This is a genomic window from Clostridium pacaense (assembly GCF_020709765.2).
In the GTDB taxonomy this organism is placed as follows: domain Bacteria; phylum Bacillota; class Clostridia; order Lachnospirales; family Lachnospiraceae; genus Enterocloster; species Enterocloster hominis.
Genome location: NZ_JAJFEB020000004.1, coordinates 257,495 through 283,077 on the forward strand (window position 1 = coordinate 257,495; position 25,583 = coordinate 283,077).

General features: G+C 48.7%; 25 protein-coding genes and 1 pseudogene. 22 read left to right on the forward strand and 4 right to left on the reverse strand.

What is annotated here, in order from left to right; all coding sequences use genetic code 11:
- Positions 1-104 precede the first annotated feature (104 nt).
- Positions 105-1,655, reverse strand: coding sequence for a PucR family transcriptional regulator (locus LK536_RS39330; protein WP_227795463.1), 1,551 nt, complete (start codon positions 1,653-1,655; stop codon positions 105-107).
- A gap of 136 nt (positions 1,656-1,791) precedes the next feature.
- Between LK536_RS39330 and LK536_RS39335 the strand changes: the two genes are divergently transcribed.
- From LK536_RS39335 to LK536_RS39370, 8 genes are all read left to right on the forward strand, one after another.
- Positions 1,792-3,102 (forward strand): thiolase family protein, encoded by a 1,311-nt coding sequence (locus LK536_RS39335; RefSeq protein WP_227795462.1) that lies wholly within the window; start codon positions 1,792-1,794, stop codon positions 3,100-3,102.
- Between the two features lie 18 nt (positions 3,103-3,120).
- On the forward strand, positions 3,121-3,534 hold the full coding sequence (locus tag LK536_RS39340; RefSeq protein WP_002573870.1) for a Zn-ribbon domain-containing OB-fold protein: 414 nt from the start codon (positions 3,121-3,123) through the stop codon (positions 3,532-3,534).
- A gap of 60 nt (positions 3,535-3,594) precedes the next feature.
- Complete coding sequence (locus tag LK536_RS39345; RefSeq protein WP_025486707.1) at positions 3,595-3,834, forward strand: acyl carrier protein; 240 nt, start codon at positions 3,595-3,597, stop codon at positions 3,832-3,834.
- A 35-nt stretch (positions 3,835-3,869) separates the two neighbouring features.
- On the forward strand, positions 3,870-4,889 hold the full coding sequence (locus LK536_RS39350; protein ID WP_227795461.1) for a phosphate acyltransferase: 1,020 nt from the start codon (positions 3,870-3,872) through the stop codon (positions 4,887-4,889).
- A complete protein-coding gene (gene buk / locus LK536_RS39355) occupies positions 4,886-5,998 on the forward strand; it encodes a butyrate kinase (RefSeq protein WP_227795460.1) in 1,113 nt (370 codons plus the stop codon). Before LK536_RS39350 ends, buk begins: the two co-directional genes overlap by 4 nt.
- Before the next feature lie 61 nt (positions 5,999-6,059).
- On the forward strand, positions 6,060-6,644 hold the full coding sequence (locus tag LK536_RS39360; RefSeq protein ID WP_227795459.1) for a DUF1097 domain-containing protein: 585 nt from the start codon (positions 6,060-6,062) through the stop codon (positions 6,642-6,644).
- 52 nt (positions 6,645-6,696) lie between these two features.
- Positions 6,697-7,425: a 4'-phosphopantetheinyl transferase family protein gene (locus LK536_RS39365; RefSeq protein ID WP_227795458.1), complete on the forward strand. Its 729-nt coding sequence runs from the start codon at positions 6,697-6,699 to the stop codon at positions 7,423-7,425.
- Positions 7,385-8,248, forward strand: coding sequence for an MBL fold metallo-hydrolase (locus tag LK536_RS39370; protein ID WP_227795457.1), 864 nt, complete (start codon positions 7,385-7,387; stop codon positions 8,246-8,248). Before LK536_RS39365 ends, LK536_RS39370 begins: the two co-directional genes overlap by 41 nt.
- On the opposite strand, the gene LK536_RS39375 is transcribed toward LK536_RS39370, so the two are convergent.
- A complete protein-coding gene (locus tag LK536_RS39375; protein ID WP_227795456.1) occupies positions 8,234-9,967 on the reverse strand; it encodes a sensor histidine kinase in 1,734 nt (577 codons plus the stop codon). The two genes, LK536_RS39370 and LK536_RS39375, sit on opposite strands and share 15 nt — an antisense overlap.
- Positions 9,961-10,701, reverse strand: coding sequence for a response regulator transcription factor (locus LK536_RS39380; protein WP_120056379.1), 741 nt, complete (start codon positions 10,699-10,701; stop codon positions 9,961-9,963). Before LK536_RS39380 ends, LK536_RS39375 begins: the two co-directional genes overlap by 7 nt.
- A 215-nt stretch (positions 10,702-10,916) precedes the next feature.
- Between LK536_RS39380 and LK536_RS39385 the strand changes: the two genes are divergently transcribed.
- The 8 genes from LK536_RS39385 to LK536_RS39420 all read left to right on the forward strand — a co-directional run bounded on the left by LK536_RS39385 (position 10,917) and on the right by LK536_RS39420 (position 18,541).
- Positions 10,917-12,272 carry an ABC transporter substrate-binding protein gene (locus LK536_RS39385; RefSeq protein WP_227795455.1) on the forward strand — a complete coding sequence of 452 codons (1,356 nt, stop codon included), beginning with the start codon at positions 10,917-10,919 and terminating at the stop codon, positions 12,270-12,272.
- 69 nt (positions 12,273-12,341) lie between these two features.
- Positions 12,342-13,211, forward strand: a complete 870-nt coding sequence (locus tag LK536_RS39390) for an ABC transporter permease subunit (protein WP_506092113.1) — start codon at positions 12,342-12,344, stop codon at positions 13,209-13,211.
- Positions 13,211-14,050 carry a carbohydrate ABC transporter permease gene (locus tag LK536_RS39395; protein WP_227795453.1) on the forward strand — a complete coding sequence of 280 codons (840 nt, stop codon included), beginning with the start codon at positions 13,211-13,213 and terminating at the stop codon, positions 14,048-14,050. The genes LK536_RS39390 and LK536_RS39395 overlap by 1 nt, the downstream gene beginning before the upstream one ends.
- A gap of 6 nt (positions 14,051-14,056) precedes the next feature.
- Entirely contained in the window at positions 14,057-15,460 is a 1,404-nt protein-coding gene (locus tag LK536_RS39400; RefSeq protein ID WP_227795452.1) for a family 4 glycosyl hydrolase, read from the forward strand.
- A complete protein-coding gene (locus LK536_RS39405; protein WP_227795451.1) occupies positions 15,457-15,963 on the forward strand; it encodes an RpiB/LacA/LacB family sugar-phosphate isomerase in 507 nt (168 codons plus the stop codon). The genes LK536_RS39400 and LK536_RS39405 overlap by 4 nt, the downstream gene beginning before the upstream one ends.
- Positions 15,960-16,784 carry a transketolase gene (locus LK536_RS39410; protein WP_227795450.1) on the forward strand — a complete coding sequence of 275 codons (825 nt, stop codon included), beginning with the start codon at positions 15,960-15,962 and terminating at the stop codon, positions 16,782-16,784. The genes LK536_RS39405 and LK536_RS39410 overlap by 4 nt, the downstream gene beginning before the upstream one ends.
- Positions 16,785-16,795: 11 nt before the next feature.
- Entirely contained in the window at positions 16,796-17,725 is a 930-nt protein-coding gene (locus tag LK536_RS39415) for a transketolase family protein (protein WP_120056386.1), read from the forward strand.
- A gap of 42 nt (positions 17,726-17,767) precedes the next feature.
- Complete coding sequence (locus LK536_RS39420) at positions 17,768-18,541, forward strand: TIM barrel protein (protein ID WP_506092114.1); 774 nt, start codon at positions 17,768-17,770, stop codon at positions 18,539-18,541.
- A 172-nt stretch (positions 18,542-18,713) separates the two neighbouring features.
- Here LK536_RS39420 and LK536_RS39425 read toward each other — a convergent pair whose 3' ends face one another.
- Positions 18,714-19,610, reverse strand: a complete 897-nt coding sequence (locus LK536_RS39425) for a LysR family transcriptional regulator (RefSeq protein ID WP_227795448.1) — start codon at positions 19,608-19,610, stop codon at positions 18,714-18,716.
- Positions 19,611-19,733: 123 nt separating this feature from the next.
- Between LK536_RS39425 and LK536_RS39430 the strand changes: the two genes are divergently transcribed.
- The 6 genes and pseudogenes from LK536_RS39430 (at position 19,734) to LK536_RS39455 (ending at position 25,423) form a co-directional block, all read left to right on the forward strand.
- On the forward strand, positions 19,734-20,276 hold the full coding sequence (locus LK536_RS39430; protein ID WP_227795447.1) for a flavodoxin: 543 nt from the start codon (positions 19,734-19,736) through the stop codon (positions 20,274-20,276).
- Positions 20,254-21,096 carry an aldo/keto reductase gene (locus LK536_RS39435; RefSeq protein ID WP_227795446.1) on the forward strand — a complete coding sequence of 281 codons (843 nt, stop codon included), beginning with the start codon at positions 20,254-20,256 and terminating at the stop codon, positions 21,094-21,096. The genes LK536_RS39430 and LK536_RS39435 overlap by 23 nt, the downstream gene beginning before the upstream one ends.
- An 87-nt stretch (positions 21,097-21,183) precedes the next feature.
- Positions 21,184-21,582, forward strand: a pseudogene (locus LK536_RS39440) (cupin domain-containing protein); the annotation flags it as partial.
- Between the two features lie 18 nt (positions 21,583-21,600).
- Positions 21,601-22,350, forward strand: coding sequence for a carboxymuconolactone decarboxylase family protein (locus LK536_RS39445; RefSeq protein WP_227795579.1), 750 nt, complete (start codon positions 21,601-21,603; stop codon positions 22,348-22,350).
- A 68-nt stretch (positions 22,351-22,418) separates the two neighbouring features.
- A complete protein-coding gene (locus tag LK536_RS39450) occupies positions 22,419-24,464 on the forward strand; it encodes an FUSC family protein (RefSeq protein ID WP_227795445.1) in 2,046 nt (681 codons plus the stop codon).
- Between the two features lie 56 nt (positions 24,465-24,520).
- Entirely contained in the window at positions 24,521-25,423 is a 903-nt protein-coding gene (locus LK536_RS39455; RefSeq protein ID WP_227795444.1) for a DUF3137 domain-containing protein, read from the forward strand.
- Positions 25,424-25,583: the final 160 nt, after the last annotated feature.

Sequence of the window (25,583 nt, forward strand, 5' to 3'; positions counted from 1 at the left end):
TTCTTTAAAAAGATTATACCATATTTCTTGCTTGTTTTCACTTTATCCGAGGTGTGATTATGGATAGCCATTTGCAAAAAGGCAGAGGGTTTGGAATCCGCCCCCTACTCAATCATCCCCAGATATCTCATGATCCGCACCGACAGATTAAAATTCATAAAATCCTCCCCTTCAATAAAATCGCAGTCTGTAATCTCCTTGATCTTCCCCATCCGGTACAGCAGTGTATTCTTATGGATATGCAGGTTTTCCGCAATTTTAGTAGGCTGTCCGGGCTGTGTCAGGTATTCCCTCAGTGTGGCCATGAAGTCCGTATTTTTTTCCTGGTCATAGAGGTAAAGCTTCATAAGCCCGGGATGAATCAGGAAGCGTATCTCGGAATCTTCCTTTTCGTACAGCTCCAGCATCTGGTACAGATAATAATCACTGTAATAATAAATCGGCGCGGAATCCTTAAGCTTCAGGCCAAGGTGGACGGAATCAATGGCCTGCCTGTAGAACCTGGGGGTATCCTCCAGGTTCTGGTAGAAGTTGCTGATCCCAGCCTTCAGGCTATTGGCTGTGAGATATCCGGAAAGCTGGGAAATCTCATATTCACTCAGGTTCTGGTCCATGGCCCTGCTGATAAGGAACACAATGGTATCCTCATAAATCACATAGATACTGCCCGCGAAGATCTGCTTCAGATGCTCCAGGATGACCTCCAGCTTTAAATCGGAAAAGCTGTGGCCCACAGGCGGGATTGCCACGATATAAAATGTTTCCTTGAGGCTGTAGCCAAGGATTTTAAGCCGTTCCCTGATATCGGACACGTTCTGCCTTGGATTCTTCAGCAGGTCGGCCAGAAAGTAGGAATACATGACCCCTTTATTCCTGGAATAGGCTGAATTCTTCTGCAGCTCCATGGACACCAGCTTACAGAAACGGTGGAAAAAGTCCGGGTCATACTCGAGGAAGGGGTGTTCGGACTCCAGCATCATCACATGCCCAACCTCCACGCCCTGGATGTGCACCGCATCCACCAGCATTCCCTTCTTGACCAGGCTGTTGACAAAGTAATAAGCGGTATCGGCCCCCCGGACCTTTTCATCCACTTTGTTGGCCCGGATGGAGCGGATTCCCTTTTCACTGATATACCCGGACGCGCTTTCCTCCCGGAAAAAATCGTCATCCGGAACAATTCCCGCGGACATGGCAAGATACTTGTTCTGCAGATCCACCACATAGATGGGATTGCCAAAGATATGGGAGGCCGTATCAACCAGATACTGAAGCCCGTTCCCGGAAAACAGCGCATTGGTCAGGATATGCATGCCGGCAGTGATCTGCTGAAGCTCGGTCAGGTTCTCCAGGGTCACATTAAAAAGTTCGGCCTGGGAAATGTCAGCCCCAAAATAGACAATGGTAAAAGAACTTTCCCGGTACAGGGAAAAGTCAATTGCCTTCCCATAGCAGAACAGGATAAACGGATGGCCGCTGCCGGAATCCGGCATAAGCCCGGTGGAAGTTAAGTAGAGTATGGTTTCATCAAAATGGCTTTGCCCTTCTGTCAGGATCCTTATATTGAGCATGTCGCAGTTATTGTCCTGGTTCCCGAATATCAGCGGGCGGTAGTTTATTTTTTCCAGTTTGTTTAACAAAACCTGAAATTCCATGATTTCTCCTTTGGCATTGTGCGCCTGCACAAAAATGGGGTGGTGATGCAAGTCATAGTTAGCTTTGGACACGATGATTCCAACATTTTTATTATATATAATAATCTTGAAAAAAGCAAAAGGAAGGAAGATGGTTATGGGCACTTTAGGAAAGTATAACAGAAGCGTCTCTATCATAGGCGTTGGCTGTACTCCATTTATGTACACGGTAGATAATCCGGAGACAGATGGACTGACAGAAGGGGAAATGTTCGGATATGCGGCATTAAAAGCAATGGAGGATGCAGGGGTCAATCCTCAGGATGTGGATTTTTATTTCCATGGCGAGGCCAGCCCGCTTAACGGCTCCAACTATCTGACGCCCAATGTACAGGTGGCCAACTGGTTCGGAATGAAGGGAAAAGGTTCCATCCACCACTCCGAGGCATGCTGCACAGGCTATCTTGCCATTGAGCAGGCGGTCAACGCAGTGGCATCCGGGAAATACAACTGTGTCCTCACCGGAGCGGTTGAATTCGGGGACAGCACCCCGTCCCCGGCAGACAATGTGGAAAGCCCCAAACATCCGTACAGGCGGGATAAGATGACCATGGAAAAGTTCTTAAAGACCACTTCCTGGTTATATGACCGCACCTATACAAGGAGCCTGATGGCGGGGCAGGAACTGATTTATGATGATGCGGCGGAGTGGTATGTGCGCACCAGGGGAATCACGCCAGAGCAGATGAACGACACACTGAACTGGATGTGCATCAACAACAGGCGCAACGCGTCGGTCAATCCCCTTGCCATTGAAAGAAGGACATATGAATCCCTTGCAGAAGAAGCAGGCATGACCCTGGATGAATATATGAACTCACCCTATAATCCCAAAATGGGGGATTTCCTCCGGGCCGGCGGCATTGAGTTAAAATGTGACGGCGCAGCGGCAGCCATTGTATGCGCCACGGAAATGATTCCGGCCATAGCAAGGAACCTGAAGCACCGTCCCATTGAGGTGCTGGGAATCGGAAGCGCTGCCTGTGAGGCAACCACCCCGCATTTTGAAGTCCGGGCAACCGAGGAAGCCGTGCGCCAGGCATATGAACTGACCGGTCTGTCAGGAGATGACCTGGACCTGTTCTATGCAAATGATTTCATCATCACATCCCATCTTGTATCCGCGGAGATTGCCGGATATCTTCCTTACGGTGAAGGCTGGAAATACATCTGTGAGGGCCGCACTGCATGGGATGGGGATAAACCGATTAACACCAATGGCGGCCGTACCTCCTTTGGACATGCCCATGCCGCCTCAGGTCTGGCGGATGTGTACGAGGCCTGCAAGCAGATGTGGGGCGAATGCGGCGGACACCAGGTGAAAAACCAGCCCAGGACAGCCATGCTCCGGGGCTACGGCGGGGCGCAGAACGTTGCGGCCGTATTGCTTGGCTTATTGGATGAATAGCAGGAGGAGAGATGCGTTATGAGTATTAAATTAGAAAAGGTCGTGCAGACATTTTACGAAGGACTGGAAGAAGGGAAACTCTTAGGGCGCAAATGCCCCAAGTGCGGCAATGTGGAATTCCCCCCGGTATATGCCTGCAATGCATGCGGGAATTATGAGACAGAGTGGTACGAAATCAGCGGAAAGGCCAGGCTGCATTCCATTGTATTGCCTGCAGCCCTTTCATCCAAACCGGAATATAAGCAGTTGGGAAAATACGCGTACGGGGAAGTTGAATTGGAGGAAGGCACGAAATTAAACGCAGTTGTCCGCGGTATCAGCAAAAAGAACAGGAAGGAACTTTCAGAAAAGCTTCCCCTGAACTGCCATGCGGCAATCTTCCAGAGGGAAGGCGGATTTAAGACCGTTGTATTTGACTTGGACGAAGCGTGAATAAAAACGTGAAATCCGAAACGGATCAGCTGCGAATAAAAACATAGAGGGAGAATGAAAATGGACAGAAAAGAATTGGAAACACAGGTACTTAACATGGTGGCAATGTCATACAAACAGGACATCAGCGACATTTCCGTATCCACATCCTTTAAGGAGGACTTGGGCGGCGCATCCGTGCAGATGGTTGCCCTTGTGTCTGAGATTGAGAATGAACTGGACGTGGAAATCATGCTTTCAGAAGCCAGCGCCTGCGCAACCATCGGCGACCTGACGGACCTGATTGAAAAGGAAATGTAGGACGGATTCAGCCAATCTGACCGAAAGGAGTAGAGATGGGTTTACTGGAACAGATTTATGAAAAAGCAAAGGAAAATCCCCAGAGGATAGCATTTCCAGAAGCAGTCAATGAAAAGATGATGCAGGCAGCCTATGAGACAGGCAAGGAAGGGTATATCCTTCCCGTGCTTGTGGGATATGCCGATGAAATCAGGGAAGCATTATCCTCCAAAGGATATGAGGAAGATATTTTCACAATTGTGGATATCAGGGAAGAGATTTATAAAAAGAAACTCATAGACCGGTATGTGGCCCTGCCGCACACCCTGTTAAAAGAAAAGGCCCTGAACCGCCGCATGCAGGATCCGCTGTATTATGCCATGGTCATGGAGGCAGTGGGCGAGGCGGATGTGACCTTTGCGGGGATTGACAATACAACCGGGGATGTGCTGCTGGCCGGACAGATGATTATTGGTCTGAAGCCGGGAATCAGCACCATCTCAAGCATCGGGTTATGCGATATTCCAGGATTTAAGGGAAGTGAAGGAAGCCTTCTTGCAATCGGCGACAGCGCTGTGTGCGCCAACCCGGATTCCGGTCAGCTGGCAGGAATCGCTGTTTCTGCCTGCGACACGGTCAGGGAACTGCTGGGCTGGGAGCCGAGATGCGCCATGGTCAGCTATTCCACCCTGGGAAGCGGACAGGGAGAACTGGTGGATAAAGTGGCGGAGGCGGTCAGGATTGCCAATGAGCAGAGGCCGGAGCTTGCCATTGACGGTGAATTCCAGTTTGACGCAGCTGTATCGCCGGCAGTGGCTGCTAAAAAGGTGCAGAGGGAGAGCCGGGTTGCGGGAAAAGCCAATGTGATTATCTGGCCGGACCTGAATGTGGGCAATGTAGGGGTTAAGCTGATACAGCAGTTCGGACACGCAGATGCCTACGGCCCAATGCTCCAGGGCTTCAACAAAGTGGTGTGCGACTGCTCAAGAGGCGCCCCTGTGTCCGAGATTAAGGGAAATATCGTAATCAGCGCAGTAAGGGCCGCAGGAAGTAAAAGGCAGGAGGAACCAGTATGAAACCGTATAAAGTACTGACAATCAACCCTGGCTCCACCTCAACCAAGGTGGCCCTCTTTGAGGGGGAGGAATGCCTGTATTCCCAGAATGTCTCCCATGAGGCAAAAGAGCTTGGGCAGTATGCATCCATGTCAGAGCAGCTGCCCTACCGCAGGGACACGGTTTTAAAGCTGTTAAAGGAAGCAGGCATACATCTTGAGGAAGTGGACGTATTCGTGGGACGGGGCGGAGGCCTGATTGCCATGGAAGGCGGAACCTACGGGGTGACGGACCTGATGCTGGAGCACGCCAGGACATGTGCCAACGGCGTCATCCATCCGGCGGCCCTGGGTTCACAGCTGGCCAATGAATTTGCACAGGCCTATGGCGCCAAAGCAATGGTGGTAAACCCGCCGGATGTGGATGAGCTTCAGGACCTTGCCCGCATGACAGGCATCCGGGGCGTACACCGCATCATCCACCTCCATGCCCTGAACCTGAAGGAAACCGCCATCCGGCACAGCAAGGACGTGATGAAGAAACCATATGGGGAGTGCAGCTATGTGGTATGCCATATCGGCGGCGGCATTTCCATATCCGCCCATGAAAAGGGAAGGATGATAGACGGGTATGATATTGTGGGAGGAGAAGGACCCATGGCCCCAACCAGATGCGGAAGCATTTCCGTGGCAAACCTTCTGGAATATATGAAAATGAACCAGGCGGGCCTGGAAGATGTGAAAAAACTCTGTACCAGCAAAGGCGGTTTCGTGAATCATGTGGGGATTTCCGATGCCATTGAACTGACGGAGCGGGCCAAAGCAGGGGACCGGTATGCAGGACTTCTCTGGGACAGCATGATTTACCAGATTGAAAAATGCATCGGCGCCATGGCGGCAGTCCTTCACGGACAGGTGGACGGCATCCTGCTGGGCGGCGGCATGGTACATAACCAGGACCTTGTAAAGCAGATAACGGATGCCTGTTCCTTCATCGCCCCTGTGACCGCCTATCCAGGCGAGTTTGAGATGGAGGCCATGGCGGCCGGGGCAATCCGCGTGCTGGAAGGCGAGGAGGAGCTGAAGACATATACCGGAAAGCCTGTGTGGGATGGGTTTGACTGGGAGTAATGGGGACGGAAGGGCCTGGAAAATGAGTGCATGGGAAAGAAAAGCATAGGAGTAAAAAAATATGGATGAAAAACAACAGAAGACAATCAATATGCTGACCCTGGCTTTCGGCATAGCGTTCATGCCTCCGATCTGGGCTGTGCTGGCCCCTTTCATAGGGGTCGGCACCGGGGCGGTGGCCTTAATCTGCGCCGGGCTTTTTGTGGCCAACGGTAACAGACGGCAGGACGCCGTGAAAATCTCCATCGGTTTCCTGTTAGGTGACTTATGGGCTTATATTGCCGTATGGGTGATGGAAACCCTGCAGTGGAATCCCAATGTGGAACTGTATGCCACACTATTCGTCATGGGAGGTCTGGCAGTCATCATCGGCGAGACATTTTCAAGGATGATCTTCACTCCCTCCTGGCTGTGCGGCTGGGCCATAGGGCTGACCATCATGGGTTCCATGAAAGTGAATGAAATAGGGACCCTGCCAATCCAGATTGGCGTGGCAATGCTGGTGGGCGTGATTTACGTCGGTGTGGGCGTGGATGCGTTCCAGGGAATGCTTGTGCGCAGGCTGGCGCGTGGAGGCGCTGCGGGGAATGCTGCAGGGCAGACCGGAGGCGCAGATGGCAGGAGAGAGGAAGCTTTGGAGAAATGAAGATAATACTGCCTTGCGCAATTCAATATCATACGGCATGTAAGGAGTGTATATGCATTTAGTCAGGATAAGGATTGCAGATGCAGGACGGATTGCATTGCACGCAGAGGAAATAATTGACAATATCCCACAATATTACGCGGATCAATACCGGAGAATAAAGAGAAAGCAGGAGGCTGATCAGGAACTGGCAGCCGGTTTTCTGCTGGAAAAGTATCTGGATGTCAGCCGTGATGGGCAGATGGTGAGACTGGGGCATGGGAAACCCGCGCTGAAGTCAGGAAAGCATTATTTTAACCTGTCCCATAGCGGGGGATATGCTGTGCTGGCTGCGGCGGACATTGACATAGGCGTGGATATTGAACAGATAAGGGACGTCCACTGGCCCACGGTGCGGAAGGTTTTTACCTTACAACAGCAGGAACAGTTGGAACAGGCCGGGGAAATGGAACAGCCGGAACTGTTTACGAAATATTGGACAGAGTGCGAGGCAGTATTAAAACTTCAGGGGACCGGGTTTGCGGAAGGGATTACGCCTGGAAATGCCAGGGATGGGAGTACAGAACCAGGAAGTACAAAACCAGGAAGTACAGAACCAAGGCGTACAGAACCAAGGCGTACAGAACCAGGGAGTACTGAAGCAGGCAATACTGAATCCGAAGGCGCAAGACTGCTTTCGGGCGTACATTCGTTTAGATTCAAGGAATATATGATTGCATGCGCTGCATATGGAGAGTATTATGTATCAGTTGAAGAAGACAGAAGTTACCTGTATATGTGATGATGTATATGTTTTGACAGACCGGGCGGGGGGCTGTGTGAATCTTGTCATAGGTAAGGAAAAAGCCCTGGTTTTTGATACGGGTTCAGGTACGGATGATATCCATGGACTGATACGCAGGATTACAGGACTGCCCCTTGTCGTGATTAACAGCCATGGACATTTTGACCATATTGGGGGAAATGGCCAGTTTGACAGAGTTTATATGCACCCGGACGATTTTGTGATCCTGGAATCCTATACGGCAGAAATCCTTGGGCAGTGGAGGCGGGAGCTGGTCCCTGGTCAGGACGGCTCCTGCCAGCCTTTTGAAGCCGGGCAATGGGATAAGCAGTGTAATAATATGAAGGCGCTGGATTTTGACTCATTCAATCTGGGCGGGCTGGAATGCAGGGTCATTCCATTGAGAGGACACTCAAGGGGGTCCATCGGCATATGGATACCTAAACGCCGTTTACTGCTGTCTGGGGATGCCCTTACGCCTGTCATGTGCCTGATATTCCAGAACCATATGCCGGTTGAGACACAGTACCATACGCTGGAATGTGTGAAGAACTTGGATTTTGACTATTATCTGACATCCCATCACAACCAATGGTTTCCCAGGCAGACCATAGACAGGCTGATGCGGTGTATTGAAAACAGCGGGAAGGGAAAATGGCATCCTTACCAGTATCCTTATCCTCCTTATGCAAAGGGAAGAATATATCTGGACTCCATGGAAGGGGAACCAGTGGCGCTGATATGTGAATCTGACAGGGAGGATGACAGGACTTTTTACCATATAGAGGAAACCACAGGCTATCCATCACGTTTCAGATAACGGGCATGACCAGGACACAATCGTCCCCATGCCCTCTTTTGAGTAAAGGTGGATGCCTGGTGATCCAGGATACTGCAGACGTATCCGCTGGTTGGTATTGGTCAGTCCTATGTGATTATGAGGTACATAATCATCCTGTTGCAGGCACTGGACGACTTGTGCAAGGCGGGCTGGTGACATTCCGGTACCGTTATCTATTATCGTATAATTTAATGTATCCCCTCTTTTAAGAATCTTGATTTTAACTATCATTTTTCCCTTCTTTCCTTTTAGTCCATAGAGAAGGGAATTTTCAATCATAGGCTGGAGCAGAAGACGTTTTACCAGCAGATCCAGCGTGTTTTCTTCATAGTCCCACAGCACATCGAATGTATCGCCATAACGTATTTTCTGGAGGGCAATGTACTCCCTGGTTGCAGAAATCTCCTCCATGAGTGAGGGTAGTTTGTCCGGGGCATCCAGGGAATACCGGAGCAGGCGGGACAGACTGTCCAGCATCTGCACCGCATTAAAAGAGCCGGGGAGCTTCATCAGCTCAAAATTTATCGTCTGCAATGTGTTAAACAGGAAGTGGGGATTGAGCTGGCACTGCAGGGCGGTCAGCTCCGCGGATGCTTTCTGGTACTGGAGTTTTGTAAGCTTCATATTCAGCTCGTTATTATGTAAAAATGTTTTAATGATATTATTCAGGATTAAACTGTATTCATCGGTGATGACAGGTACCATTTCAGGAAGCTGCATCTGTTTTTCCGCGGCCTCAAAGACTGACAATATGCTGAAAACCTGTTTTCTCCTTTGGTCATTGGTGTACCATGCGATACTGATACTTACGAGAAGCCCCAGTCCGCCGGCCGCGAATGTGGTAGCAAGAATCTTGCCGGACAAGGCATACAGGGAGCGCCGTGGGATAAGAAAGACATAATTCATATAAGGATTACCGTCAACTGCTTCCACGAAATAATTTTGCTGGTTGATACGGATGGTATCAGAAGGCTGTTTCATCATAGCTGGAAAATCGATGGTATTGCAGGATTCCGTATTGAGGCTGCTGACCAACGGATTATTTTCCAAATCTAACAAAAAGAACTGCATATTTTCCAATTCAGCCACATCAGTCAGGATATTTTCAAAATAGGAACTTCGTATATTGACTATGATAACATTGTTTTTATGAAAACGCTGGTAAATGGATATTACATCGTATGAAAGAAGCGCGGACTCCTGGATGGTCCGTCTCTCTATATGTATATTGACATCTTCCGGCATATTAAGGAATGTCTGATACCAGGCGGAATCACGCGTTGTCCTTAAGTTCTCCCTCCGGTTGTTGGAGGAGTAGAAATTCTCATACCGGTTGGGCATATAGACATACAGGGAATGATATATATTATCATAACCTAAGGTGCTGTTAAAAATAGGGGTGATGGTACGCAGGGTCTGAACCTGCTCATATGTGAGTTTCTCGTTATTTAAAAGTTGGAGGGTGGTCAGGTATAAAATGGAGTTGCCCTCAAACATAGCCTTTTGTTTATTGACCTCACGAAATACATTGGTAAGCGACTGTTCCATCAGGTGGCAGGAAGCATTAATACGGTTTTGGGTTTCTTTGACCAGTGTATTGAATGAAAAATAAAAAACCAACGCACCTACACAGAGGATGGGCAGACAGATGAGGCTGGCAATCCGCAAAAAACTGTTGCGCAGGGAACGTTTTAACATTTCATCTTCCCCTTTCTGTATTCCTGAGGTGTGCATCCTATGGTCTGCCGGAATGTTTTTACAAAGTTTTTGGGATTATCATATCCGCACATTAAAGCTACCTCGTAAACTTTAAAATTAGCATTTTGAAGAAGCTTGCAGGCATAATCCATTTTTTCCAATATCAGATATTCTGTAAAGGTAATGTTCATCTGCTCCCTGAACAGCTTGGACAGATAATTAGGAGTGAGATTGAGTTCCAAAGCAATTCTATTCAGGGAAACAGTTGCAATATTTTCAGATACATACCGTTTTATATAAGGAATAACCGGAGAAGTACTTTCATTATGTGTGTCCGGGCGGTCTGCCTGCTGGTTTTCCCTGTCTAACGATTCCCTTATTTTATTAAATACTGTAAAAATTTCCATATAGGTGGTAGGTTTCAGGATGTAGTCCGTAACCTGGTATCGGATGGCTTTCTGGGCCAGTTCGAAATCGGAGTAGCCGCTTAAAAAGACTACTTTTGTGGGAAGCTTGTGGTCATAGATATATTTTGCAAATGCAATTCCATCCAGAACCGGCATCCGGATGTCGCATAGAACCACATCCACCGGATGATGGAGAATATAATCAATGGCCAGTTTCCCGTTCTCGAGACAGGCGTCCACCTGAAATCCAAGATTGTTCCAGTCATATAAAGCGGCAATTCCGTCACGCAATTTTTTTTCATCGTCTACAATAAGAATATGATACATAAAGCCCCCTGGAAATTGTGAGATTATTTTTGGATAACAAGTAAATATATGGAATGCTTTTTTATTATACGGTGAAAATTTAGGGATTTCAATGAAATATGTACAAATTGTAGAATGGCATCCCGATTTTGTAGATTAGCATCCTTTGAAAAGCAGGTTTGATTGGATATAATTTTAACATCAGATAAAACATTCAATCATGAGGAGGACGTTACATGAAATGGAGAAGGTTTGGGGCGATGATGTTAGCAGGAGCTTTGGCAGCAGGATGTCTGACCGGGTGTTCGGGAGGAAAGGATACGAGTGTAACGGAGGGAAAAGAAACGGTTAGGGCGGACACGAAAGCGTCTGGGAGTAAGGAAAAGGTGACGCTGCGGTTTTCCTGGTGGGGAGATGAGGGGCGTCATGAAACGACCTTGAAGGCCATTGAACTGTATATGGATCAAAATCCAAATGTGGTCATTGAGGCAGAATACGGGGGATTCGATGGCTACCAGCAGAAAATATCCACCCAGCTTGCAGGGCAGACAGCGCCGGATATCATTCAGCTCAATGCCAACTGGATGCCGGACTATGCAAACAAAGGGGATTTTTTCCTGGATTTAAAGGATTATCCAGATTTAGTAGATGTTTCAGGCTTTGATGAGGAATTCTTGAACAGCTTCTGTGTATTTAACGGACAGCTCATTGCCCTGCCAACGGGAATGAATGCCCGTACCGCATACATCAATCAGCCGGCAGCCGAAAAATTCGGTCTGGATATCAGCCTGGAGGATGAACTGACATGGGAAGACTATATTGAGATGGGTAAAAAAGTTCAGGAACAGGATCCCAATTCATATCTTTTAGTGACAGATCCCCGTCTGACGGCCATTTATGTGGTGAAAGGGTATATCCAGCAAAAGACAGGCATGCAGGTAATTAATGATGATTATACCATTGGATTTGATAAGGGAGTTCTGACGGAGGCATTTGAACTGGTACAGAGAATGTATGATGAAAGAGTGTTTGAACCAATACAGGATTCGGCTGCTTTCAATGATGTGTTTTTTACCAATCCCAAGGTGGCTTCAGGGGAATTGCTGGCCGCTTTTGGATGGACTTCTAATATCTCTGAGCTTAATGGGCTGATGGGAGCGGATAATATGCAGGTTATTCCTATCCCGGTCATGGAGGATGCCAAGGATACGGCTCTTTTAATACGGCCAGCGCAGGTAATGTCCATTCCGTCATCCTGTGAACACAAGGAGGAAGCCTTGAAATTCCTGAATTTCTTCTTTAATGATGAAGAGGCAGGGAAAATCCTGGGTGATGTGCGCTCCATCCCGTCTGTTGATAAAATACGTACCATGTGTGAGAAGGAAGGAATTTTAGACAGTAATTCTGTCATAACCATTGATTACGGTATTGCCCATGCCGGAAAACCGGAAAATGGCCCTACCTCCAATACGGAAGTGGAAGCTGTATTTACAAACGCCGTAGAAAAAATCGCTTATCATAAGGGGACTCCGGATGAAGTGGCAGAAGAGACAATGAAGCTTTTGGAGGATGTTCTGAATACGCTTAAATAAAGAAAAAGGCTGGGTGATTTCATGAAACAAACAAAAAAAAGGAGGCAGAAGGGATTTTTTAAAAGGAACATGGGGCTTATTTATATCAGCCCCTGGATCCTGGGTTTTCTGCTCCTTCAGCTATATCCCTTTGTGGCTTCGTTCTGTTATTCCTTTACGAATTATAATATGTTTTCCGCTCCGCAATTCGTGGGTCTGGGCAATTACATAAGGCTGTTTACCGTGGACCCGGATTTTTGGAATTCCTTAAGGGCGACGCTGAAATATGCGGCGATGACAGTACCTGCCAAACTATTTTTTGCACTGCTTGTTGCCATGATCCTAAATGTAAACCTGAAAGGGGTTAATTTTTTCCGTACGGTCTATTATCTCCCATCCATACTGGGAGGGAGCGTAGCCATATCTGCTTTGTGGAAATTGATGTTTATGAAGGAAGGCATGATTAATACGGCCCTGAGGTTTATTCATATTGGGCCGGTCGACTGGCTTGGGAGCACGGCCTGGGCCATGCCTACAATCAGCCTGCTGCAAGTGTGGCAGTTTGGTTCATCCATGGTATTGTTCCTGGCAGCTTTAAAGCAGGTACCCCAGGAATTGTATGAAGCAGCCAGTGTGGATGGTTCCACTCCCTTCAGGAACTTCTTTACTATTACACTGCCAATGATTACTCCCATTGTATTTTTTAATATGATCATGCAGACAATTAACGCATTGCAGAACTTTACTTCCGGGTTTGTTGTGACTGGGGGCGGACCGCTTAAATCCACCTATCTCCTGGGAATGAAACTCTATGATGACGCGTTCGGAAATGGCAGTTTTAAAATGGGATATGCCAGTGCCACCTCATGGATCATGTTTTTACTTATCTTTGTATTTACAATATTCATCTTTAAAAGTTCGGATGCCTGGGTTTACTACGAAGACGAAGGAGAATTCTGATGAAAAAGAGGACCAAAAGGACTGTATGGGCATATGTAATCTTAACTGTGTTCGGTCTTGTCATGATTTACCCGTTAATCTGGATGTTTTTTGCCACGTTTAAGGATAATAAAGAATTATTTGGGACAACAGCGCTTCTTCCTTCCTCTTTTAATCCGGAAGCGTATATTAAGGGATGGAAAGGCAGCGGACAGTATACATTTACCACTTTTTTCACCAATTCATTTAAGATGGTAATCCCCACGGTTTTTTTCACAATCGCCTCATGCAGTATTGTGGCCTATGGTTTTGCCAGGTTCAGATTCGTGGGTAAAAAGATTCTTTTTGGACTGATGATTTCCACCTTGATGCTGCCCAACGCTGCAATTATCATTCCCCGCTATCTTCTGTTCCGCAACCTGGGATGGCTGAATACATTTAAGCCTTTTTGGATGCCTGCGCTGCTGGCGGCATATCCGTTTTTCATCTTTATGCTGATTCAGTTCCTACGGGGAATCCCAAAGGATTTAGATGAGTCTGCTAAGATAGATGGAGCTGATTCATTCGTGATTTTCAGATGTATTCTTCTCCCGCTTATGAAACCGGCCCTGTTTTCGGTTGGCCTGATGCAGTTTATGTGGGTGTGGAATGATTTTTATAACCCCTTAATTTACATCAATAGTGTAAAAAATTACCCTCTTGCGTTAGGCGTGAGAATGGTGTTGGATACAAGCGGGACCGTATACTGGAATCAGGTCCTTGCCATGGCACTGGTATCCATATTGCCGCTAATCATCCTCTTTTTCTTTGCGCAGAGATATTTCATTGAGGGAATAGTAACCACAGGTATGAAAGGATGATTCAACATGAAATATGAAAATAACAGAGTGAAGGATATTAAGATTGCATACATAGGAGGAGGCTCCAGGGGATGGGCGTGGGGCTTCATGAGTGATTTATCATTGGAGGAATCCATTTCTGGGACCGTGTATCTGTATGACATTGACATTCCCTCCGCCAGGGCAAATGAAATAATAGGGAATAAGGCATCCCGCCTGCCGGAAGCGGAATCAGAATGGAACTATACGGTAAGCGGTGATATTGACAGCGCATTAAAAGGGGCTGATTTTGTAATCATTTCCATAACACCAGGAACCGTTCTTTCTTTTAAGGAAATGCGTTCAGATGTACACGCACCGGAGAAGTATGGTATCTATCAGTCCGTGGGGGACACCGTGGGGCCGGGAGGCCTGCTAAGGGCCATGCGCGTCATACCCATGTATGAGGGATTTGCGGATAAAATCAGGGAAAACTGCCCGGATGCCTGGGTGATTAATTACACGAACCCCATGACGTTATGTACCAGGATCCTCTATGAACGGTTTCCTGGAATAAAGGCGTTTGGCTGCTGTCATGAAGTATTCGGGACGCAGAAAATCCTGGCTTATGCCTTGAAGGAATTCCGTGGAATTACGGCAGACCGGAGAATGATTAAGACCAATGTAATGGGAATCAATCACTTTACATGGATTGACCGTGCAGAATATCAGGGAGAAGATTTGTTCCCGCTTTACAGAAAGCTGGTTGACAGGTATGCACGGTCCGGGCTGGAAGGGGTTGAAAAAAATCATTGGGCCAATAAAGAATTTACATCTGGAAACAGGGTTAAATTTGATTTGTTTAAGCGATACGGTGTGATTGCAGCGGCCGGTGACCGGCATCTGGCTGAGTTTTGCCCTCCGTGGTATCTGAAAAATCCGGAGGTCGTGGCCAGCTGGGGCTTCATGCTGACAACAGTGGACAAACGGGAACAGATGCTTAAGGAACGTTTACAGCGCAGCAGGGCATTGGTTTCAGGGGAAGAGACATTTAAATTCCAGGCAACGGGCGAGGATGGAGTATACCAGATAAAGGCACTGCTGGGTCTGGAAGATTTCATCTGTAATGTAAATATACCCAACCGGGGGCAGATTAGGAGCCTGCCGCTTGGAGCTGTGGTCGAGAGCAATGCTGTTTTCACAAAAAACAGTATTACTCCGGTATTGGCCGGCGGCCTTCCCGACCAGGTCAACATCCTGGTCATGAGGCATGTAATCAACCAGGAGATGATCCTGAAAGCATGTGTGGGCCGGGACCTGGATCTGGCATTTCAGGCTTTTTGCAATGATCCTCTTATGACCCTTGATATCAGGTCAGCGAAAACACTGTTTTGTGAAATGATAGAAAATACAAAAGAATTTTTACCTGGTTATGAATGGAGGGCGGAATGAAACTTGCAGTTGGGTCAGATAAGGCTGGTTATGAGCTGAAGGAACAGGTTAAAGCATATCTTTGCAAAAATGGACATGAGGTAGAGGATTTGGGGACAGAAAATCCTCAGATACCATTCGCATACTATGAAGCTGCCCATAATGTGTGTGTGCATATCAGGGACGGGAAAGCAGAGAGGGGGATTCTGATTTGCGGAACAGGGGCCGGGATGTGCATACATGCCAACAAGCATCAGGGAATATTTGCAGTGGTCAGTGAAAGCGTTTATTCCGCAAAGCTGTGCAGGATTATAAATGACGCAAATGTGCTTACCTTTGGAAGCCGGATTGTACCGCCGGATATGGCATATGAAATGGTGGATGCATTTATAGGGACATCCTTTGTTGAAGGGATGGAGGCAGAGCGGGCAGGACATCTGAGCCGACAGCAGAAAAACTATAAGGAACTGGAACAGCAGTGGATGTGCGGCGGGGGAGAGGAAATCGGAGGAGTCCGGATATGAAATACGATGCTGAATTAATCGACAGACTGAACCAGATGGCAAGGAAAATCAGAAAGGATATCGTTGTCAGTGTGGGCATTGGGGTGGCAGGACATATTGGCGGTTCCTGTTCAGCCGCTGATATTGTGACGGCCCTGTACTTTTATAAAATGCGCCATAATCCTGCCAATCCCGCAATGAGGGACAGGGACCGTTTCCTTCTCAGCAAAGGACATGTGGCAATCCTGCAGTATGCTGCATTGGCGGAAGCCGGTTATTTCCCGGTTGAGGATTTAAAGACAACCAAGGAAATCGGGTCATATCTTCAGGGGCATCCGGATGTACTGAAAACGCCCGGCATCGAAGCCGGCACAGGGTCGCTGGGGCAGGGCGTTTCGATTGGGCTGGGTATGGCCCTGGGGTTGAAAGCCGATGGGCTGGACAGCAGGGTATATGTGCTTTGCGGCGACGGGGAGATGGCGGAAGGGCAGATATGGGAGGCGGCAATGGCTGCCGCGGTTTACAAGGTGGATAATCTGGTGGTCATACTGGATGAGAATGGGCTGCAGGCGACTGGCAGCACAGAAGAACGTTTTAATACAAAGCCACTGCCGGATAAATGGCGCAGTTTTAACTGGAATGTAATGGAAATCAATGGTCATGACATGGAGGAAATCGTGTCAGCGTTGGATATGGCTGATTTTGCGAAGGACAGGCCGACGGTTATCATCGCCCATACAGTAAAAGGAAAGGGAATCAGCTTTGCGGAACATGTGGTAAGCTTCCACAATGGAATCCTTACAGAAGAAAATTATCAGAAAGCCATTGCAGAGCTGTCGTAGGAGGGATTGGGATGGAGTGTAGGAATCAAAGGATTGCATATGGAAATACGCTGGTGGAGGCGGGGAAAACTAACCAAAGGCTTGTGGTTCTGGATGCGGATTTAAGCGGTTCCACCATGGGGAAAATGTTTGAGCAGGCTTTTCCTGACCGGCATTACGAGATGGGGATTGCAGAGGCTAATATGACTTCAGTTGCAGCCGGACTGTCCCTGACCGGCTGGATTCCTTTTACAAATTCCTTTGCTGTATTTTCTGCGGGGCGGGCGTATGACCAGATACGGCAGACCATCGCCATCGGAAACCTTAATGTCAAGATAGTTGGGTCTTCCTCCGGCCTGTCTGATTACGGGGATGGAGCCACCCATCAGGCGATTGAGGATATAGCCTATATGCAGGCCATTCCCAATATGACGGTCATCTGCCCGGCAGATGCCAATGAGACTGCGGCGGCTGTAAAAACCCTGATTAACAGCAAAGGGCCGTGTTATCTGAGATTAAACAGGAATGATTATGACAATGTAACGGAGCAGGGGAAAACATTTGTAATTGGAAAACCTTCCGTGCTGAGGGAAGGAAGCGATGTAACGGTGTTTGCCTGTGGATACATGGTATCGCTGGCTCTTAAAGCCGCATCAGAACTGGAGGGGGAGATATCTGTCAGGGTAGTGAATGTAAGTACAATCAAACCCTTGGACAGGGAGGCAATCATCGGATTAACACAAGGATGCAGGGGTGTTGTGACGGCAGAGGAACATACTGTAATAGGAGGTCTTGGAAGCGCTGTTGCCCGGGCGCTGGCAAAGACATGTAAGCCCATTGAATTTGTAGGGGTCAATGATACCTTTGGGTGCAGCGGTCACTGTTATCAGGATGTTTTGGATTACCATGGCCTGACAAAAGAACATATCATGGAATCGGTCAGGAAGATTGGGAAGATGTAATCAGGAAAGGCGGGAAACATGAAGTATGGCTGCTGTTTAAATATGGTGTCATCAGGGCCTGACAGAACCGGAGGGGAGTTGATTCCTCAGGCGGCCATGGCTGGCTGTGATTATGTGGAACTTCCGCTGGCAGAAATGATGCTGTTGGAGGAGGTTGAGTTTAAGGCTTTAAAGAAAAGGCTGGAGGATACGGGAATACCATGCAGGGCATGCAATAACTTTTATCCCGGGACCCTCCGTCTGACGGGACCGGAATCAGATAAGGACCGGATATTGAGGTATTCATCAGCAGCATTGAAGCGGGCAGGGGAGCTTGGGGCATCCTGTGTTGTCTTCGGAAGTGGAAAGGCCAGGAGTATCCCGCCTGGTTTTTCTTATGAAGCCGGATATGACCAGATTGCAGGCCTGTTTCGCAGATTGTCCCCGATAGCGGAGGTTTATGGAATCAGCGTGGCAATCGAGCCATTGCGTAAAGCGGAATGCAATACTATCAATACATTAAAAGAGGGATACAGGCTGGCACAGGATGTAAATGAAAAAAACATACAGGTCCTGGTTGATTTTTATCATCTGCAGGAGGAAAAAGAATCAGTAAATGACATTATGCTATATGGGAAAAAATATCTTGAGCATGTCCATTTTGCAAATCCCGTTGGGCGTATTTATCCGCGTCGGGCAGATGAAGCGCTGTACCGTCCATTTTTTGGGGCATTGAAGGCGGTCGGATATGATAAAGCAGTTAGTTTAGAGGCATATAGCAAGGATTTTGTAAACGATTTGAAGGATGCGCTCCGTTTGGTAAGAGAATTGGGGTGAAGCTTCAGTAAAACAGGGATTCATGAATATTCAATGAGGTGCTGATGCGGTCCTATGCTGATTAGGGGTGGCGTTAGTAGTTTCCAAAGGGCAAAGCCGTTTTTCCGGGTTTTGCCCTTTGGCTGTATTGTAATGCTGTTTTAGTGTGTCAAGATTAAGCCAAACTGTTCCGTCATCCAATCATCCCCTCATCCTTCACTGCCTCCAGGAACGCCTTCACGCAGCCCTCCGGTTTTTTTGAATAGAGAAGCCCATAAGGAATGGAATACCCCCATTCCACCGGCAGGGTTATGAGTGACGGATGTATGTCCTTCCAGCATTCCAGGTTCAGAAGCAGATGGTTGTTTTCCACGCACTGGTTAAATACGTCGATGTCGTAAAACTGAGGAGTGTCTTCCAGCCGGATCCGGGGGTGGTTCTGCTCCAGGTCATCCCTGAGGCGGTCGTTAAGGGCGGAATCGCCGCGTTTCACCATCATCATGGTTTCACCGTACAGATCGGATATTCTAAGGGAGTGTTTCTTGGCCAGCCGGTGCTTTAAGGGGACGGCAATCATTTTCCTGTACTCCCCCAGTGCAAGGAAGCTGCACCGGTCCAGCCATTTCGCAGAATCGCATACCCCCACAATGAAATCATAGCTGTCTCCAATCCGGTCAATGACAGACAGGATTCCCTGATGGTCATCCTCAAATGGGACAATCTGCAGCTTGTACTGGGGGAAGCGGCTGCTGGTCCGGTACCACAGATCCATGAAAACCTTACATGGATTGAGCATGGAGGTGCCGACGCGCAGAACCTGCTGTTCCTCCGTCATAAGCTGCCGGGCTTTTTGGATGGCCTGTTCCGAGTAGGCAATCATATATCTGGCATCCCTGTAAATGGATTCCCCTGCCCTGGTCAGTTCGATGCCCTGATTCGTCCTTTTTACCAGGGCAAGGCCCAGATGCTTCTCCAGCCCATTGATCTGCTTCATGACTGCGGTGGGGGAGATGTAGAGCTGGTCCGCCGCCTTGTTGAAACTGCCGCAGTCAGCAGCGCAGAGAAAGGCAGTCAGCTGTGGATTGAACATTTTTATCCTCCATTTCCTTGCGTATTCATATAAACTTTTAGTTAATACGATGTTAACATATCGGAGATTCCGGGTCAATCCCTTTGGGGATATAATGAAGGTATCTGAAAGGAAGTGAAATCCATGGAGTCAGCGCTTATTATTTATTTCTCGCGTGCAGGCGAGAATTACGTCAGCGGTACGCTTCAGTATCTGAAAAAAGGAAATACGGAAATTGCGGCAGAAACCATACAGAAGCTGACTGGCGGGAAACTGTTTAAGGTCCAGCCAGTGGTACCGTACGCGGAGGATTACAATACGTGCATTGAGGAAGCACGCCAGGACCAGAAAAAGGATGCGAGACCTGGGATTGCGGCCATGCCGGACCATCTGGAACAATATGATGTGATTTATCTTGGATATCCTAATTATTGGGGAACCATGCCGATGCACATGTTCACATTGCTTGAAACCTGCGGATTTGCCGGGAAAACCCTCCGGCCGTTCTGCACCCATGAGGGAAGCGGGCTGGGGCGGAGTGAACAGGACATACGCAGGCTTTGTCCGGACGCTGTTGTGGAACCGGGAATGGCAATACATGGCACAAGGATTCAGTCGGCAGGGCAGGAACAGGTAATCAGGGAGTGGTTAAGGAGGAAAAAGAATGGAATACGTCACACTGAATAATGGAGTCAAAATGCCAATCCTGGGCTATGGTGTCTATCAGGTAAATCCGGCGGAATGTGAACGCTGTGTGCTGGATGCAGTCAGCGCAGGGTACCGGTCCATTGACACGGCCCAGGCCTACTATAATGAAGAAGGCGTGGGAAATGCCATCATGAAATGCGGCATTCCGCGAAGTGAGCTGTTCCTCACAACAAAAGTGTGGATATCCAACGCAGGATATGAAAAGGCGAAGGCATCCATTGAGGAATCCATGAGAAAGCTTCGGACGGATTATATCGACCTGCTGTTAATCCATCAGCCGTTTAATGATTATTACGGCACATACCGGGCCATGGAGGAAGCCTGCCGGGCAGGATATATCCGGGCAATCGGAGTATCTAACTTTTATCCGGACCGCCTCATCGACCTGTGCAGGTTTGTGGAGGTGGCCCCGGCTGTGAATCAGGTGGAAACCCATGTGTTCCACCAACAGGAGGATGCCCGCATCATCATGGACAGGTACCATGTGCAGCATGAATCCTGGGGTCCCTTTGCCGAAGGACGCAAGGATTTCTTCACCAATCCTGTTTTGAATGAGATAGGGGAAAAGCATGGTAAGACAGCGGCCCAGATTGCCCTGCGGTATCTGATCCAGAGGGATGTGGTGGTAATCCCCAAGTCCGTCCACAGGGAACGCATGGAACAGAACCTGGATGTATTTGACTTTGTGCTGGATGATGGGGATATGCAGGCCATTGAGGCATTGGATGAGAAGGAGAGTGCATTTTTCTCCCATTATGACCCGGAGACAGTGGAATTCCTGACCGGGTTTGGAAGATAGGGACTGGAAGGCAAGGATTGGAAGGTAAGGAGTGGATGGTAATGCCTGGAAGGCAAGGTTCCATAGAATGAAAGGCGGTATGTTGTCATGGATAGTTCAAAATTAAGCGTATTTCCTATTGGGGAAAAGAATGAAGCATTTGCAGCGTATTTTAAAGGACAGAGTTACCTTTACATGCTTACGACGCAAGGGCTGGCAGTGGGCAATGTGACCTTTGAGCCGGGATGCCGGAACAACTGGCATATCCACCACAAAGGCGGGCAGATCCTCTTGGTGACCGCGGGCCGGGGATATTATCAGGAGTGGGGAAAGGAACCTCAGGAGCTTCATCCGGGTGATGCCGTGAACATCCCTCCGGAGGTAAAGCACTGGCACGGCGCTGCCCCGGACAGCTGGTTTGCCCATCTGGCAATCGAGGTCCCGGCCCAGGGGGCGTCCAATGAATGGTGCGGACCGGTGTCGGATGAGGAATATGGAATGTGCAAAAGCCGTGTGGAACCGGCGATGGAAAGCGGACATCCCGAGAAAATACCCCCCACCCCTGTATCCGGACTGGAGCAGAGCGACCCGGAATTTGCCGCGCTTTTCAATGAATTTGCGCTGGACGAGGTCATCCATGAGAAACATGCCTCCATGGATGACAGGACAAGGATGATGGCAGTCTTATCAGCCCTCCTGGGGTGCCAGGGAATGGATGAATTCAAGGTAATGCTCCCCGCCGCCCTGAACCTTGGGGTGACGCCTGTGGAAGTAAAGGAAATCCTGTACCAGGCAACCGCCTATCTGGGAATCGGAAGGGTATACCCGTTCCTGACCGCTGCAAATGAAATCCTTGAGGGACAAGGATATGGACTGCCCTTAAAAGCCATGGCAACTACCACCAAAGAGGACCGGCTGGAAAAGGGTAACCAGGCCCAGGTGGATTTGTTCGGCCCCCATATGAAAGGCTTTTATCTGTCAGGGCCGGAGGAATCCAGGCATATCAACAAATGGCTGGCAGATAACTGCTTTGGGGATTATTATACAAGAAGGGGGCTGGATGACAGGCAGAGGGAGATGATGACATTCTGTTTCCTGGCAGCCCAGGGCGGATGCGGACCGCAGCTCACAAGCCATGCAGCCGCCAACATCCGGATTGGCAATGACAGGCAGTTCCTGATCCGGGTTATCAGCCAGTGCCTGCCCTATATCGGCTATCCACGCTCACTGAATGCACTGCGGTGTGTGAATGAGGTGGAAGACGCTCAGTCATAAATAAATATATGGATGACATCCTCCGTCCTTAGTTGTATAATGAAATCCTGAAGGAGAGGTTTTTATCCATGAAAAGCAAATTGCAGACAGGATTGGCAGGGCTTCGTTCCAAGTTTATGGAAGCTTTGCCAATCATATTATTTTTTCTGTTCTTATTCTATTCTGTTATTCTGATATTTGGGATTTCACATGTGATTCTTGTGTCAGTGGTTACCATACTGTTCAAAATCAATTACCGGAGATATATGACAGCCAGGCAGCTTATGGGGCTGGTTGGGACACAGTTCCTCATGGCCTTTCTCAGCTTCCTTGCGACCCTGAACCTGCCGCTCTGTATCCTTTTGAACCTGACCGTGCCGTTCCTGCTTGTGTTCCTCCAGTCCTCGCAGTTTAACCAGCTGGGATACTATACCGGGGCCATGTGTTTTACATTCCTGCAGCTGCGCCCGGTTGGCTGGCAGGGCCTGGCCATGCAGATGGCGGCGTTGGCTTACGGGCTGGCTGTAATGACAGCGGTTTTGTATTTCCATTCACGCAGAAGCAGGAAGGGGGACGATTTCGCCCTGGCGGAAAAGGGTCTTCTGCTGCTTGCGGCCGAACTCCAATCTGCTGCAGGCCCTGTTCCTGAAGATGGAAAAAAGCCGGCAGACAGCCTGTTCCCCATCCTTCAGGGACTTTACAAGGAAGCGTATAAAAGCCGGGGCCTGACCAAGGTGGTCAATGCCCGCGGCAGGATCCAGTACATGTTCGCGCTGCTGTTTCAGCGGTCTGTCTATTTCCTTACCAATCCATATCAGGAAAGCACCTTGGCGGATGAAAGCTGCCGGGGCATCATCCTCCGCCTTGCCCGGTATATGGAAACCATGGGAAAGGAAGGCTTTCAGCAGGGCGGCAGCAAAGACGACAGGAACGGATACAGCAAAGGATACAGGGACGGACTCAGCAGCGAAGCGTTCTCAAAACAGGGAAAGGAGCTCCTTGCCGAAGCAGCGGGCAGGGAGGAGGCACCTTACATATTCGTGCGCAACTTCCTTGGGCTTCTGCTTCTTATCCTGGAGGACCTGCGCAGGATAGATGAAAATGTCCCGTCACCTGGCTGGAAGCTGCCGGTGTACCGCCGCCCGGTCCGAAGGTTATTCTGCCACATGAGGACGGACACCTTTGAAACACGCTTCGCACTGCGTCTGAGCGTGGTCCTGACAGCCGGTTTTACCTACAGCATGATGAGCCAGGCCAATCACGGCTACTGGCTTGCGCTGAATGCGTTCCTGCTGCTGCGCCCCATGTATGAGGACAGCGCCTCCCGTATGAAGTCGCGTTTCATCGGCACCATGGCAGGATGCCTGCTCCTGCAGCTGCTTCTGCCCTTATTCCATGGGACTGGATGGCATTTTGTGCTGGCCACGGTCATGGCGGTGGGCCTGTATATGGAGACAGCCGGAACATGGCAGCAGGCCCTTTTTTCCACCTGCTTTGCCCTGACGCTTACCACCATGGCCCTGCCACAGACCCTGGCGGCAGAGCTGCGGTTCCTGTATGTGGTGATTGCCATATTGATGGTGCTGGCAGCGAACCGGTTCTTTTTCCCCACCAGCTTAAAGAGCCAGTTCACCTATAACCTGAACCAGCTGCTCCACATACACCAGGTATATCTCAGGCTGTTGGGACGCAGCCTTAAAATGCCCCTGGACTACGGCGTCATCTGCGATATCCAGATCCACTACCATCTTGTCCATGACCAGATTCAGGAGTACCTGAAAAAAGCCGGACATGAGAAGGAAGGATTCATCAGGGTAATGCTCTGGATTTCCTGGTACATGGTTTCCGAGGCAGAGCAGATGCTGTACCTGATCAACAGCCGGAAGATCAGTTCCATGGACAATGAACAGATGGATGATTATCTCATATTCACGGCCTGCATCATCAGCGACATACAGAAGCGGTTAAACATGCGGGCAGACCATGTGCCGGCAGCCGGGGAATCCATGGCCTATAGACGGACCATGGAAGGGGAGGAACGGCTGTCCAGGCTGATGGAGCAGTATTCAAAACAGGTATCCAGGCTGTACCTGTGCGTATGCAGACAGACGGAAAATGCTAATATAAACGGCTGAAAGTATATCAGGGCATGTTTGGAAATGCAGATAAACAGGAAAGGAAGACGGCGCCCATGGACGATAAAGGACTGGAAATACTTAGGAAAAAAGCATATGGTCAGTATAAAAAGGCCATGTTTCTGTGCGGATGTTTTATTCTGGCATCGCTTACGATGTTCGGCCGTCATGGAATCCACAATGAGGATTATACATTGTTCGAGTGGGGATTATTCACGCTTATCATAACCGCATTGCTGACCGTTATTTTTTGCTGCCTTTGCTATCTGCTGCTGATTAGGCGGGCACAGGAAGGCTTCATCAGGGCCTATAAGGAACAGTATGTTTTGCCCCTCCTGATGGAAAATGGCAGATTCCAAACGCTTGAATATTTCCCGGAAAGCGGCCTGGGCTATGACGAAGTGGCTGGTCTTCATGTAGTGGATTGCGGCGTAAAAAACCATTTTTCCAGTACGGACCTGCTGACCGGATATTATGGGGACATCCGGTTCCTTCTCTGCAATGTGAATACGGGAAGGACAGGTAAGGTAGGGAAGATATACACATCCGATTCCATATTCCATGGTCCGGTCATCCGTTTTGACAATGTCCCTGCCCTGCTTGGCTTCCAGGGGACCATGCGGGTATTTGATAATAAATATGTGGCAGGGTTCAAAGACCGCCCGTCCGCATATAAGATTAAAACAGGAAATCCGGGATTTGACGGCAGGTTCCAGGTTTATGCATCAGACGGGGATGATACCCCATTGACGCCAGTGTTAATAGAGAAAATGAAGGCATTTGCGGACAAATCAGGAAAATGGGTTTCATTTACTTTTTCAGGCTCATCAGCCATTGTCGCTGTACACAGGCCGCGGAACCTGTTTGATGTCTTTGTGGACAAACCGGTTTCCGGACAAAAGGCGGAATTGCTGAAAGATATCAGGATGATCCAAGCAGCCGGGGAGCTTTTTAGCTGATTACATCCGGTTGGGCGTACAGCCCTGTTTTTCCATATTTTCATATACGAAATGCCGGGAGGGACTGGAAACATGGGCCGTACCGGCATTTCAGCATTCATCGGGAGAAAATTTTGTAGATTTGTATTGACTCATGAAAAATTTCCTAGTATTATAATTA